Annotated in this window: 12 protein-coding genes; 10 read left to right on the forward strand and 2 right to left on the reverse strand. The window is 71.7% G+C overall.

Features of this window, described 5'->3' with window-relative positions; translation table 11 throughout:
* Nucleotides 1–35: 35 nt before the first annotated feature.
* The 3 genes from K1T35_RS36655 to K1T35_RS36665 are packed head-to-tail and all read left to right on the forward strand — an operon-like array spanning nt 36 to nt 2,422.
* On the forward strand, nt 36–899 hold the full coding sequence (locus K1T35_RS36655; protein WP_220256308.1) for a transporter substrate-binding domain-containing protein: 864 nt from the start codon (nt 36–38) through the stop codon (nt 897–899).
* A 13-nt stretch (nt 900–912) separates the two neighbouring features.
* Entirely contained in the window at nt 913–1,623 is a 711-nt protein-coding gene (locus K1T35_RS36660) for an amino acid ABC transporter permease (RefSeq protein WP_220256309.1), read from the forward strand.
* 13 nt (nt 1,624–1,636) lie between these two features.
* Entirely contained in the window at nt 1,637–2,422 is a 786-nt protein-coding gene (locus K1T35_RS36665) for an amino acid ABC transporter ATP-binding protein (protein ID WP_220256310.1), read from the forward strand.
* Nucleotides 2,423–2,595: 173 nt separating this feature from the next.
* Here the strand turns inward: K1T35_RS36665 and K1T35_RS36670 are convergent, their stop codons facing one another.
* Nucleotides 2,596–3,231 (reverse strand): GntR family transcriptional regulator, encoded by a 636-nt coding sequence (locus K1T35_RS36670; protein WP_220256311.1) that lies wholly within the window; start codon nt 3,229–3,231, stop codon nt 2,596–2,598.
* A 41-nt stretch (nt 3,232–3,272) separates the two neighbouring features.
* On the opposite strand from K1T35_RS36670, the gene K1T35_RS36675 reads away from it, so the two are divergent.
* The 4 genes from K1T35_RS36675 to hydA are packed head-to-tail and all read left to right on the forward strand — an operon-like array spanning nt 3,273 to nt 7,149.
* Nucleotides 3,273–4,199: a dihydrodipicolinate synthase family protein gene (locus K1T35_RS36675; protein WP_220256312.1), complete on the forward strand. Its 927-nt coding sequence runs from the start codon at nt 3,273–3,275 to the stop codon at nt 4,197–4,199.
* Nucleotides 4,196–5,359: an FAD-binding oxidoreductase gene (locus K1T35_RS36680; RefSeq protein WP_220256313.1), complete on the forward strand. Its 1,164-nt coding sequence runs from the start codon at nt 4,196–4,198 to the stop codon at nt 5,357–5,359. The genes K1T35_RS36675 and K1T35_RS36680 overlap by 4 nt, the downstream gene beginning before the upstream one ends.
* A 3-nt stretch (nt 5,360–5,362) precedes the next feature.
* Nucleotides 5,363–5,761: a gamma-glutamylcyclotransferase gene (locus K1T35_RS36685; protein WP_255621123.1), complete on the forward strand. Its 399-nt coding sequence runs from the start codon at nt 5,363–5,365 to the stop codon at nt 5,759–5,761.
* On the forward strand, nt 5,758–7,149 hold the full coding sequence (gene hydA / locus K1T35_RS36690; protein WP_220256314.1) for a dihydropyrimidinase: 1,392 nt from the start codon (nt 5,758–5,760) through the stop codon (nt 7,147–7,149). The genes K1T35_RS36685 and hydA overlap by 4 nt, the downstream gene beginning before the upstream one ends.
* Here the strand turns inward: hydA and K1T35_RS36695 are convergent.
* Nucleotides 7,143–7,937 carry an IclR family transcriptional regulator gene (locus tag K1T35_RS36695; protein WP_255621124.1) on the reverse strand — a complete coding sequence of 265 codons (795 nt, stop codon included), beginning with the start codon at nt 7,935–7,937 and terminating at the stop codon, nt 7,143–7,145. The genes hydA and K1T35_RS36695 overlap by 7 nt on opposite strands.
* Before the next feature lie 100 nt (nt 7,938–8,037).
* Between K1T35_RS36695 and K1T35_RS36700 the strand changes: the two genes are divergently transcribed.
* From K1T35_RS36700 to K1T35_RS36710, 3 genes are all read left to right on the forward strand, one after another.
* On the forward strand, nt 8,038–9,243 hold the full coding sequence (locus K1T35_RS36700; protein WP_220256316.1) for an FAD-dependent monooxygenase: 1,206 nt from the start codon (nt 8,038–8,040) through the stop codon (nt 9,241–9,243).
* Nucleotides 9,244–9,256: 13 nt separating this feature from the next.
* Nucleotides 9,257–9,865 carry a nuclear transport factor 2 family protein gene (locus tag K1T35_RS36705; RefSeq protein WP_220256317.1) on the forward strand — a complete coding sequence of 203 codons (609 nt, stop codon included), beginning with the start codon at nt 9,257–9,259 and terminating at the stop codon, nt 9,863–9,865.
* Nucleotides 9,866–10,390: 525 nt separating this feature from the next.
* Nucleotides 10,391–12,184 carry an HNH endonuclease signature motif containing protein gene (locus K1T35_RS36710; RefSeq protein ID WP_220256318.1) on the forward strand — a complete coding sequence of 598 codons (1,794 nt, stop codon included), beginning with the start codon at nt 10,391–10,393 and terminating at the stop codon, nt 12,182–12,184.
* Nucleotides 12,185–12,226: the final 42 nt, after the last annotated feature.

Below are 12,226 nucleotides of genomic sequence, written 5' to 3' on the forward strand. Positions count from 1 at the left end.
CACCGATCAGACGGCGTGATACATCAGGAGCGGCCATGACGAACCGAATGCGCCTCCCCGCAGTCGCGGTGAGCGGACTGCTGCTCGCACTGGCCGCGTGCGGAGGTCCATCGGGGGCCTCCGAAGCCGCGGCCCCGTCGAACTGCACCCAAGCCGTTCCCGACTCCGCACTGGCCCAGCCGGGCAAGCTCAACCTCGGGACCAACGCGACGCTGCCCCCGCTGAGCTACACCGACCAGAACGGCGACCTGTCAGGGCAGCGGATCGAACTCGGTGAGGAGCTGGCCGCACGGCTGTGTCTCGAGCCGGTGTGGACCAACGCCCAGGCCACGACGATGCAGCCCAGCCTCGACGCGAAGCGCATCGACGTGGCGGACATCGGCTTCTTCGTCACCGAGGAGCGCACGAAGGTCATGCGGATGATCCCCACCGAGCGGATGGGGATCAGCATCTCGGTGCCGACCGGCAATCCGGACCAGGTGACGGACGTCGCGCACCTGTCCGGCAAGTCGGTGGCCGTCTCCGCGGCCAGCTTCGAGGAACGGACTGTCCGGCAGTTCTCCGACCAGCTCGTGGCCAAGGGGCTGGCCCCCATCGACGTGCGGTCGTTCAACGAGTACGACATCGCCTTCCAGGCTCTGTCGTCGCGGCAGGTGCAGGCGGTGGCAACCACGAGCCCGGTCGCGAAGTACTACGCGGAGCGCGGCGGGTTCGACGCCGCGGTACAGGGGCTGCAGCTCACCCCCACCGCGCTGACGATCCGCGGGGACAACGCCGCGCTCGCTGACGCGATCATCACGGCACTGAACGGCATGCGCGCCGACGGAAGCTACGGCGCGCTGACGGAGAAGTACGCGCTCGAGCCGGTCGAGGACTTCCGCGTCCTCTACACCGGCTGACCGGGGTCGGCCGATGGCCTTCGACTGGAGCGCCGCCCTCGACGCCGTATTGAGCCCTCGCCTCCTCGAAGGGGCCTGGACGACGGTGTGGCTGTCCGTTCTGTGCATGGCGCTTGGCTTCGTCGGCGCGGTGCTGGTCGCGGCGATGCGCGAGTCGCCGTTGCGTCCGATCTCCCTGCTCGCCCAGTGCTACATCTGGGTGTTCCGCGGAACGCCGGTGCTCGTCCAACTCATCCTGATCTACACGGGACTGCCCCAGCTGGGGATCCGGCTGGACGTCGTGACCTCCGCGATCGTCGGGCTCACCCTCAACGAGGCGGCCTACCAGGCCGAGATCCTCCGCGGCGGGATCCGGGCGATGCCCCGCGGCCAGTTCGAGGCCGCGCGGGCGCTCGGTATGACCGACGCGACGATGATGCGCCGGATCATCGCGCCGCAGACCCTGCGCCTGGTGCTGCTCCCGCTCGGGAACAACTTCAACGCGCTGATCAAGGCAACCTCGCTGGCGTCGGTGATCTCGATGGAGGAACTGCTGCGGCGCACCGAGCTGATGGGCCAGTTCACGTTCAAGGTCCTCGAGACCTTCACCGTCGCCGCCCTCTACTACCTGCTGATGACGACCCTGTGGGGACTCGTGCAGTCCCGGCTCGAACGCCGGCTGAACCGGCACGTCCTGCCCGAGGTCACGGCGGCACCCCGGCTGGCGGTGGCCGACCGTGGCTGAACGAGGAGACCTCATGGCCACGGAAGCGCCCGCCCCCGCCGGCACCGCGCTGTCTGCGCGCGGGCTGCACAAGCGGTTCGGGCACCAGCACGTGCTCCGCGGGGTGGACCTGGACGTCTTCCCCGGCGAGGTGGTCTGCGTGCTCGGGCCGAGCGGTGGCGGGAAGAGCACGCTGCTGCGGTTGCTCAACGGGCTGGAGACCGCGGACGGCGGTGAGGTGCGCATTGCCGGTGAGCTGCTCGCCGCGCCGTCCCGGCTGGGGGCGCTGCTCGGTCTGAGCTCCCGGAAGCTGGCCCAGCAGCGCCGGCACATCGGGATGGTCTTCCAGCAGTTCAACCTCTTCCCGCAGCTGACGGCGGCCGAGAACGTCGCGTCCGGCCCGATGTACAGCCTCGGGACGGGACGCGACGAGGCCATCACCGCCGCGCGAGGGCTGCTCGACCGGGTCGGGCTTCCCGACAAGGGCGACGCGTACCCGGACCGGCTCAGCGGTGGCCAGCAGCAACGGGTGGCGATCGCGCGGGCCCTCGCGATGCAGCCCCGCGTGCTGCTGTTCGACGAGCCGACCTCGGCACTCGACCCCGAGATGGTCGCCGAGGTGCTCGACGTGATGCTCGCGCTCTCCCGCGACGGCATGACGATGGTCGTGGTCACCCACGAGATCGGGTTCGCGCGTGCAGCCGCCGACCGCGTGGTGCTGATGGCCGACGGACAACTGGTCGAGCAGGCCCCGCCCGCCGACTTCTTCGAGCGACCGCAACACGCCCGTACGCAGCAGTTCCTGGCGAAGGTCCTGTGAGCGGCGGTTTAGTGTCCCGAACCGGAAGTCCACCACATAACTCGACGGCCCAGCTTCCCGCTGGGCGCACCGGCGAACCGGCCGAGTACGCCCGGTACGAGGCGCGGTCCGCCGGCACACCCAGCGGAAACCTGGATCCGCCGATTTATGCACCGGACTTCCGGTTCGGGACACTAACGACTCAACGCGCCGCCCAGCCGCCGGCGGAAGTCGCGCACGTGCTCGGTGAGGATCGTCTCCAGTGCCGCCCGGTCGCGCGTGCGCAGCGCCTCGCGCGCGGTGCGCAGCGTCGACAGTTGCTCCGCCCTGCTCTCCATCTCGCAGTGGGTGAGGTGGAACAGCCGGATGGACGCGTCGACCAGCTGCGAGTAGTAGCGGCTGAGATAGCGGTTGCCGGCGATCTGGAGCAGCGCGTCGTGGAAGGCGCGGTCGACCACCGGGTCGGACGTCGGGTCGTCGTCGGCCTCCACCGTCGCGATGAGATCGTCGAGCACCGCGAGGTCGGCCTCGGCAACCCGGCTGATCACGGCCGTGGCCACCACGCCCTCCATCGCCACGCGCAGGTCGAAGATCTGCTGTACGTCGTCGAGCTGCACGGAGCTGACGAACGTGCCGCGGCGCGGAGTGATCTCCACAAGGCCCTCGTGGGCGAGCCAGAGCAGCGCGTCGCGAACCGGGGTGCGGCCGACGCCGGTCGCGGCCATCAACGCCTGCTCCTCCAACGCCTCCCCCGGCCGTAGCTCGCCCGTGACGATCCGCTGCCGGATGGACTCGTAGGCGCGCTGCGCCTGCGTCTTCTTCGCCCCCACGATCCGTAACGTATCACACGATATATCAAGGAGCCGACTCGATGAACCGCGACGACGTGGACTGGTGCGGGTACTGGCCCGCGGCCCCCACGCCGTTCGGCCCCGACGGGGAGCTGGACGAACCGGCGCTGCGCGCCACCCTCGCGCTGTATGCCCACCAGGGCGTGCACGGGGTGCTGGTCAACGGCACGACGGGCGAGTGGTTCGCCCAGTCCGCCGCCGAGCGTCGCCGGGTGGCCGAGGTCGCGGTGGACGCACTGCGCGACACGGACGTCGTGGTCGTGGTGGGTTGTACCGGATACACCCCTGCCGAGACGATCGCGCTCGCCGAGCACGCCAGGTCCGCGGGTGCGAGCGGAGCTCTCGCCACCGTGCCCCCGTACGCGCACCCGACCGATATCGAGGCGGTCGCCTTCTACCGGACGGTGACCGAGGCGGTCGACCTGCCGTGGATGATCTACAACTGGCCCCGTGGCGTCGCCGTCGACCTCTCGGTGGAGGTGATCGCCCAGCTCGCGGAGCTCGACCGGGTCGTTGCGGTCAAGGACAGCACCGGCGACGAGCTCAAGGCGATGCGCGCCTGCGAGGCCGTCGTCGGGGGTGTTCGGTTCTTCGCCCGGTTCATCCACCGGAGGGGCATGGCCTTCCTCACCGGCATCGGCGGTGACGGCAACATCGACGGCGGCGGACTCGGCGCCCCGTTCGCGGTGCCGTTCTACGAGGCCGTGTGGGCCGGGGACCTGGAGCGCGCCGGGCGGTTCTCGGACCGCTACGGAGCACTCGCCGCCGCGCTCGTCCGCGACGACTACAGCGCCCGGTTCGCCTCGCCAACGGCGCAGCTCAAGGCCGCGATGGGGCTGCTGGGGCAGCCGGGCGGAACGGTCCGGCCACCGTTGCTCCCGCTGACCGATCCGGCCGCGCTCGACGCGCTGCGGAGCGCGCTCGCGGGCGCGGGGTTGGTGCCGTGACCATTACCGCGGACGCCGTCGTCGTCGGGGCAGGCGTGGTCGGCGCCGCCTGCGCGCACCGGCTGTCCCGGGCCGGCCTGCGGGTCGTCGTCCTCGATCGCGGCGAGCCCAACGGGGGCGGCTCCGGCGCCACGGCGGCGAACATCCACGTGCAGGGCCTGCACAGCAGGCGGCCGGCCCAGCAGGTGCGCCTGGACGCCCGCAGGTTGCTGCCGCTGCAGCACGCGGCGCGGAGACGCTGGGACGGGGTGGCCGGCGAGCTGGGGCGCGACGTCGGTTTCGTCGCGTGCGGCGGGCTGATGGTCGCCGAGACCCAGGACGACGTCGACGCGCTGCGGACGAAGCAGGCGTGGGAACACTCGGCGGGGATCGACACCGAGGTGATGGACGCCGACACGGCGCACGCCGCGCTCCCCCTGCTCGGCGCCGGGGTGCTCGCCGCGACCTGGTGCGCGAGCGACGCGTTCGCCGACCCGTGGCTCACCACCCCGGCCTACCTGGCCGCGGCCGCCGAAGGCGGGACGTCGATGCACCCGTACCACCCCGTGCATGCCCTGCGTCGCGGCCGGGAGACCTGGCGGGTCGAGGCCGGGCAGGCCACGTGGGAGGCCCCGTTCGTGGTGAACGCCGCGGGGCCGTGGATGGGGGAGATCGCGGCGCTCGCGGGGGCCGCGCTCGCCATGGCCCCGCTCGCCATCCAGATGCACCGACTGACCCGGACGGAGCTGCGGCTGCCCCACCTCGTGCAGCACGTCGGGGAAGGGTTCTCGGTGAAGCAGGATCGCCACGGCAGACCGGTGCTCGGTGGCGGCTGGCCCGCGGAGCCGTGGACACCGGGCGAACCGGCGGCGGCCAGCCCGGCCGGCGTCGCGGGCAACCTCGCCCAGCTGCGCAGGCTGCTACCCGCGCTGAGTGACCTCCCCGTCGAGTCCGTCCACGCCGGACCGCTCGCGGCCACCCCCGACGAGATGCCGGTCGTCGGGATGCACACCGAGCATCCCGGGTTGATCAGCGTGGGCGGCACGTACGCGTTCACCCTCGCGCCGCTGTGGGCCGACGTCGTCGCGGCCTTGGTCACCGGGACGGCCCCGCCCGTCGAGATCGCCGACCTCGGGCCCGACCGCCTGCGCGTCCCCGTCCCCCAACTCACGAGGAGATGAGAGTTGCCGAGCCGACCCCACCCCGTCCGCATGTTCGTCAACGGGCAGGCGATGTCCGGAGGAGAACTGCACGACGCGCTCGCCGAGGCGAGGTTCCTCGGCCCCGTCGAGACCGCGCCGAACTACCGCTTCTACTCGGTGCGCGACGAGTTCCCCGGCATCCACCACGTGCCGGACGGCGGCGCGGCCGTGCCCGGCGAACTCTACGAGCTGGACTACGCCCTGCTGCGCGAGCAGCTCCTCCCGAGGGAACCCGCCGAGCTGGAACTCGGCGTGATCGAGCTGGCCGACGGCACCGGGACGCTGTCGATGGTGATGCGGGCGGCGGCGATCGGGCTCCCCGGCGTCACCGACATCACAGCCGCCGGCGGCTGGCTGGCCTACCGAGGAGCGAGCGCATGAGCGCGGATCTCGTCGTCCGCGGCGGCACGGTCGTCGACTCGGCCTGGGAGGGACCGGCGGACGTGCTCGTCAGCGACGGTGTGGTGGCCGCGCTGCTCGCACGGGGCACGCCGGTCGACCCGGACGTGCCGGTGGTCGACGCACGCGGCCGGCTGGTGCTGCCCGGTGGCGTCGACCCGCACTGCCACGTCGGGTTCACCTCCGGCGAGTACACCTCGCTCGACGACCACCGCGAGTGCACGACCGCGGCCGTGTTCGGCGGCACGACCACGATCGTCGACTTCGCCATCCCGCGTCCCGGGCAGCGCCCGCTCGACGTCGCACGGGCCCAGCGCGCCAAGATCCCGGCCGGGCTGTGCGACGCGGCATTGCACGGTTGCGTGGTCGAGTGGGACGACACGACCGCCGATCAGCTGCGGGTGCTCGCCGACGAGGGCGTCCGCACGATCAAGATGTTCACCACGTACCGCGGCGAGAGCATGGCGGACGAGTCGACGATCCTTCGGACGATGGCCGCGCTGCGCGACCTCGGCGGCATGGTGGTCGTGCACTGCGAGGCCGACCACATCATCGTCGACTCCCAGGAGCACGCCGCCGGCGTCGATCGGATCGGCGCAGGCGACATGCCCGCGACCCGCCCGGAGCTCGCCGAGACCGCGTCGGTCGCGGAGGTGCTGGCCATCGCGGAGTCACAGCGGACCCCTGTGTACTTCGTCCACCAGTCGACGGCCGCGGCGGTCGAGCTGGTCGCCGCGGCCCGGCGCCGAGGGCTGCGCGCCTACACCGAGACCGTTGCGCACCACCTGCTGCTGGACGAGTCGTCCTACGCGGGACCGGAGCCGGAACGGTTCGTCTGCTGCCCACCGCTGCGGGCGAGGGAGTCCGTCGAGGCGCTCACTAGGCACCTGTTCACCGGTGAGATCAGCACGATCGGGTCCGACCACTGCTGCTACGACACGGCGCAGAAGCGGGAGCACCGCCACGACGTGCGTCAGATGCCCAACGGCCTGCCCGGCGTCGAGACGCGGCTGGCGACGGTGTTCTCCGAGTTCGTGGTCGGGCGCGGGCTGTCGCTGACCCGGTTCGTCGAGCTCACCGCCGCCAACCCGGCCCGGGCCAACGGGCTCTACCCCCGGAAGGGGTCGCTGATGCCGGGCGCCGATGCCGATATCGCGATCTGGGACCCCCGGCTCGCGTGGACCGTCACGGCCGCGCAGCTGCACCAGGCCACCGACTACACCCCGTACGAGGGCAGGCGGCTCACGGGGCGCCCGACCACCGTCGTCGTCGGCGGGCGTGTGGTGGTGGACGAGGGCGAGCTGGTGGACGGTACGGCCCGCGGCCGGTACGTCCCGGCAGGCGACATTCCCGCGGGGCCGGTTCAGTAGCGACAGCCGTAGCCGTCGCGCACGCCGACGTTCGGGGTCCACCCCAGCCGGCGGGAGATCCCGAGGCCGCTGGTGACGACCGACGGGGTGACCGCGGTCAGCGACACCGACCCGGTTCGCACGACGACGGACAGCGCTGCAACGACCCGTCCTTCGCCGTCCAGGATCCGGGTCGCGACCGAGTCCGCGCCATGGCTGAGCTCCTCGCGCACGATCGCGGTCCCCGTTCGGCGGCAGTCGGCGAGCTCACCGCGCAGCCGTGCCGGGTCGGTGACCGTCTGCGGCGTGAACCGTTCGAGCCCCCGCTCCACCAGTGCGTCGAACATGGCGGCGGCGCCGTGGGCCAGCAGCACCTTGCCGACCGCCGAGCAGTGCAGCGGCAGCCCACCGCCCACCCCCGACGTCAGGCCGACGGCGCTCGTCGTGGAGAGCCGCTCCACGATGACCCCTTCGTGCCCTTCGAGGACGGCGAGCTGCACGTGCTGTTGGAGGGCGGTGTAGAGGTCCTCCATGAACGGCAGGGCCACCGTCCGCAGCGGCTCCGTCAGCGGTGCGAGCGTGCCCAGCTGCCACAGCCGGGTCCCGACCGTGAGCGTCCCGTCGCGTGCCCGCTCGAGCGCACCTGCGGCCACCAGCTCGAAGGCCAGCCTGCGCACCGTGGCCTGGGGCAACCCCGTTCGGCGGGCCAGCCCGGCCAGCGTGAACCGGGTGTGCCCCGGCTGGAACGCGAACAGGACCTGCAGCAGCCGGGAGCTGACGCTGCGCCCCGGTTCACTGGTCGGTGGCATGCCCTGGTTATAGCCGTTGAACGAACACCCGCAGGTGCATTCGTTCATTCAATGGACTCGACGGTTTCGCCGCCGTCCGGGCTCTCGAACAATCGCGGTCATGGTCGCATCGCCTGCGGGCACCCCACGGGTCGCCATCGTCGGTGGCGGCATCGGCGGCCTCGCCGCAGCTGCCTTCCTGCACCGCGCCGGGCTGCCCAGCACCGTCTACGAACAGGCCCCGCAGCTCACAGAGGTCGGCGCGGGGCTCGTCCTCGCACCCAACGCGGCCCGGCTGTTGCGCCGGCTGGGCGTGCTGGACCGGCTCCACGAGCACGCCGTACCGCTGGACGTCGGGTGGGAGTTCCGCCGCTGGGAAGACGGGCGCGTCCTGTCCGCGGAGAACCTGGCCGACGCCTGCGAGCGGCTCTACGGCGAACACACCTACACCGTCCACCGGGCAGACCTCCTCACCGCGATCGCCTCCGCCGTCCCCCCGGACGCGCTCCAGCTGGGCAAACGCTGCACCGACCTCACGGTCAACGGCGACATCGCGCGGCTGGCGTTCGCCGACGGCACCCGCGCGGAGGCCGATGTGGTGATCGGCGCGGACGGAGTGCACTCGACGATCCGCGGCGCGATCACCGAACCGACGCCGGCGACCTACTCCGGGATCTGCGCGTTCCGCGCCCTCGTGCCGGCCGACCGCGGCCCCTCGTTCGCGCGGCGCCGCGCCCAGACACTGTGGATCGGCCCCGACCACCACCTCGTGCACTACCCCATCGCCGGCGAAACCGTGATCAACCTCGTCGCTTTCGCCCCGGCGGGCGAGTACACGACCGAGTCGTGGAGCGCCACCGCCACTGTGGAGGAGTTCCTCGCCGAGTTCGCCGGATGGGATCCCCGGCTGCAGGAACTGATCCGCGGTGCCGGCACCCCCGGCCGATGGGCGCTGCTCGACCGGGAACCACTCCGACACTGGAGCCAGGGCCCCATCACCCTGCTCGGCGACGCCGCCCACCCCATGTTCCCCTTCTTCGCCCAAGGGGCAGCCCAGTCCATCGAGGACGCCGCCGTTCTCGCCCGCTGCCTCGCCGACGACGTGCACGCACCCGAACGCGCCCTGCGCCGCTTCGAGTCGCTCCGGATCGAGCGCACCACCCGGCTCCAGGACGTCAGCCACGCCCGAGCACACCTCAACCACCTGCCCGACGGGCCCGAACAACGAGCCCGCGACGCATCACTGGCCCATGCGGACCCGCTGGTCGACAACGGCTGGATCTACGCCCACGACGCCGAAGCCGAAGCGGCCGCAACCCCGGTCTGACGAGGAGGTACCGATGATGAACGCCGACCAGGCGGAGATCAGACAGCTCGTGGAGAACTGGGCGCTGTGGCGGGACGCAGGCGACTGGGACCGGTTCGCCACGACGTGGCACCCGGACGGATGGATGAGCGCCACGTGGTTCCAGGGCCCTGCCGCCGACTTCATCGCCGCGAGCAGGCGGGGCTTCGAGAACGGCGTCAGCATCCTGCACTTCCTGGGCGGGCACACCTCGGACGTCGCCGAGGACCGGGCGATCGCCCAGACCAAGATGACGATCAACCAGCGCGCGGAGGTCGACGACGTCCAGGTGGACGTGGTGTGCACCGGCCGCTTCTACGACTTCCTGTCCCGGGACGACAACGAGTGGACGATCGTTCGCCGCCAGCCCATCTACGAGAAGGACCGCCTCGACGTCGTCGACCCCGCCGCCTCGCTCGAGCTCGACCCCGAGCTGCTCGCCCGGTTCCCCGACGGGTACCGCCATCTCGGATACGTGCAGACGAAGGCCGGGTTCACGGTGAAGCCCGGCCTGCCGGACCTGGTCGGAGAGGCGGTCGACCGGCTCTACCGCGAGGGCGCCGCATGGCTGGCGGGCTCGGAGCGGCCCGGGGTGCCGGCGTGACTCGCCTCTGACGGCCCTTATCAAACCGGCAGGTCGGGCCCTCATCAAGCCGCCAGGCCGCAAGGCCTCCGGTGGCGCCGCGCATCGTGCGGGGCCGCCCCTCCCCTGTCAAGGGCGCTCCGCGTCGCTTCGCGATCGCTTCGCGACCCTTGACAGGCGAGCCTCTGCGACCCCTCTGGGCAGTAGCACGGGCAGGCCAAGGGCCTGCCCAGATGGGCGCGCGGCGCCACCGGAGGCGGATTCACGGGCATGATCAAGGCTTCGGCGCGGAAACGGGCAAAAACCACCCGGGAACGCGCCGAACTGCTGATCAAGCCGCCATTCCGGGGACAATGCGGCGATCAAGGCGAAATGGTCGCTAGATGATCTTCAATCGCGACCACCAGCCCTTGATCACCGCACTGACCTGCCAGTATCGGGTGCAGATGGTCCTTGTCGCTGGGCTTTTCGGGTGAACCCCCGTCACGCTGCCCGAATGCGGCCGGGAATGTCAGGGTGCGAACGTAGTTTCGAATCGTGGCCGGAATGGCGGAACTCGTGGACCGGGCGGTGGCGCTACCGCCCGGTCCGGAGCTGTCCGCCGTCCTGGATGCGCTGCCCCGGGAGAAGGTCCCGAACACTCGTCTGGTCGAGGTGGTGCGGGCTCGGGCCCGGCAGCTGGCCCATGACCAGGCAGAACTGTTCGCCGACTTGGTGGAGATCGCCCACGCCGTCGCCATCGCCGACCTGCCCGGCGACCGGGCCGAGGCGGTGGCGCGGGCCGCGGAGCAGTTCGAGTGGGCCTCCCACGAGATCGCCGCCGGACTCACCTGGACCCCCACCGCCACCGACCGGGAACTCGGGTTCGCCACCGCCCTGGTCGAACGCCTACCGCTGGTCTACGAATCCCTCCGGCACGGCCACATCGACCGCGGTAAGGCACGGGTCTTCGTCGAATACCTCGACCCGGCGAACGGTGACCTCACCGACCAGCAGAGCCGGCGGCTCTGCGAGAAATTCGTGCCGCAGGCGCCGGGATTGACCACCAAACAGCTCTCGGACCGGCTGTACCGGGCGCTGCACGCGATCGACCCCGACCTGCGCCGCCGCCGATACGAGCGCGCCGTGCAGGGCCGAGGCGTGGCGCTGTACCTCGACCCGCGCACCGGCACGGCCATCCTGGTCGGGAACGGACTCCCACCCGACGAAGCGGCCGCCGCGGGCCAGCGGATCGACCGGCTCGTGGAGGCCACCAAACGGGCCGGGCACCCAGCACGACGGGCACAGATCAGCGCCGACATCTACCTCGGAATGCTCAACGGCACCTTCCACGGCCTCACCGAGAACGACATCATCAACCGGCTCCTGGCCACCCGACGACCCGAAGACGGCCCCGACATCGACCATCCCGACGACCACCCCGCAGCCGAGGCCGCTGCCACAGCTGCCGCCCCGGCGGGCGAGAACGCCGAGCGGTGGACCGGAGACCGGGTCGCCACCCGCGAGGGCATCGAGATCCGAGTCGGGCTCGCCACCCTCGCCGGGCTGGACGACCGGCCCGGCGAGATCCCCGGCCTCGGACCCGTCGGTGCCCACCTCGCCCGCACCGCCGTCGCCGCCCAACGGCGGGGGGCGTCCTGGAAGTTCGCCATCGTCGACACCGACGGCCACCTCCTCCTCGCCGGACCGCTCCGGCGCCGCCCCCGCACCTCCACGCGAGCTCTTCCGGTGCGGGGCGGGATCGTCGAGCTCCACCTCACCCTCGACGAGCTCGGCGGCTACGGCACCGACCCGGTCCTCGGCGACTGGAACGGGCTGCTGGCCGAGATCGCCGACGCCTGGGCCGACCGCGACGAGCTCCGCCGGCGACTGGCCGCCAACCCGCACGCACGGTTCGCGCGCGGCCGGCTCGCCGACCACATCCGCATCCGCGACCGGAACTGCTGCGGCCCGGGCTGCACCCGCCCGGCACGGCGCAGCGACCTCGACCACACCCGCGACCACGCCCGCGGCGGCGAAACCGTCGAGGTGAACATCGGCCCCGCCTGCAAGCGTCACCATCCGGACAAGGATCGGCACTGGTCCCTGGCCCAGCCCGAGCCCGGGCTGTTCCTGTGGATCAGTCCGTTGGGGCGCATCTACGTCCCGAAGGGCGAACCGGTCCGCCCCGACCTGCCCGACCCGGACCCATCGCCACAGCCGGACGACGAAACCGGCGCCGAGGTCGACCAGCGGCTGCGCATGGTCGACCCGCGAATCCTGGAACGACCGGAGGCGGACCTGCCTCGGCCACCACCGCCGAAACCCGAACCGCCACCGGACGAGCAGCCGCCGTTCTGAGGGGCGGCACCAACGGCCGAGCGGTCAGCGCCAGGAGAAGTC

Source organism: Pseudonocardia sp. DSM 110487 (genome assembly GCF_019468565.1).
Classification (GTDB): domain Bacteria; phylum Actinomycetota; class Actinomycetes; order Mycobacteriales; family Pseudonocardiaceae; genus Pseudonocardia.

Bases quoted from the DNA above. Each gene is read 5' to 3' on its own strand.
- K1T35_RS36655 (WP_220256308.1), top strand. From the start codon at position 36: ATGACGAACCGAATGCGCCTCCCCGCAGTCGCGGTGAGCGGACTGCTG.
- K1T35_RS36660 (WP_220256309.1), top strand. From the start codon at position 913: ATGGCCTTCGACTGGAGCGCCGCCCTCGACGCCGTATTGAGCCCTCGC.
- K1T35_RS36665 (WP_220256310.1), top strand. From the start codon at position 1,637: ATGGCCACGGAAGCGCCCGCCCCCGCCGGCACCGCGCTGTCTGCGCGC.
- K1T35_RS36675 (WP_220256312.1), top strand. From the start codon at position 3,273: ATGAACCGCGACGACGTGGACTGGTGCGGGTACTGGCCCGCGGCCCCC.
- hydA (WP_220256314.1), top strand. From the start codon at position 5,758: ATGAGCGCGGATCTCGTCGTCCGCGGCGGCACGGTCGTCGACTCGGCC.
- K1T35_RS36695 (WP_255621124.1), bottom strand. From the start codon at position 7,937: ATGCCACCGACCAGTGAACCGGGGCGCAGCGTCAGCTCCCGGCTGCTG.
- K1T35_RS36700 (WP_220256316.1), top strand. From the start codon at position 8,038: ATGGTCGCATCGCCTGCGGGCACCCCACGGGTCGCCATCGTCGGTGGC.
- K1T35_RS36705 (WP_220256317.1), top strand. From the start codon at position 9,257: ATGATGAACGCCGACCAGGCGGAGATCAGACAGCTCGTGGAGAACTGG.
- K1T35_RS36710 (WP_220256318.1), top strand. From the start codon at position 10,391: ATGGCGGAACTCGTGGACCGGGCGGTGGCGCTACCGCCCGGTCCGGAG.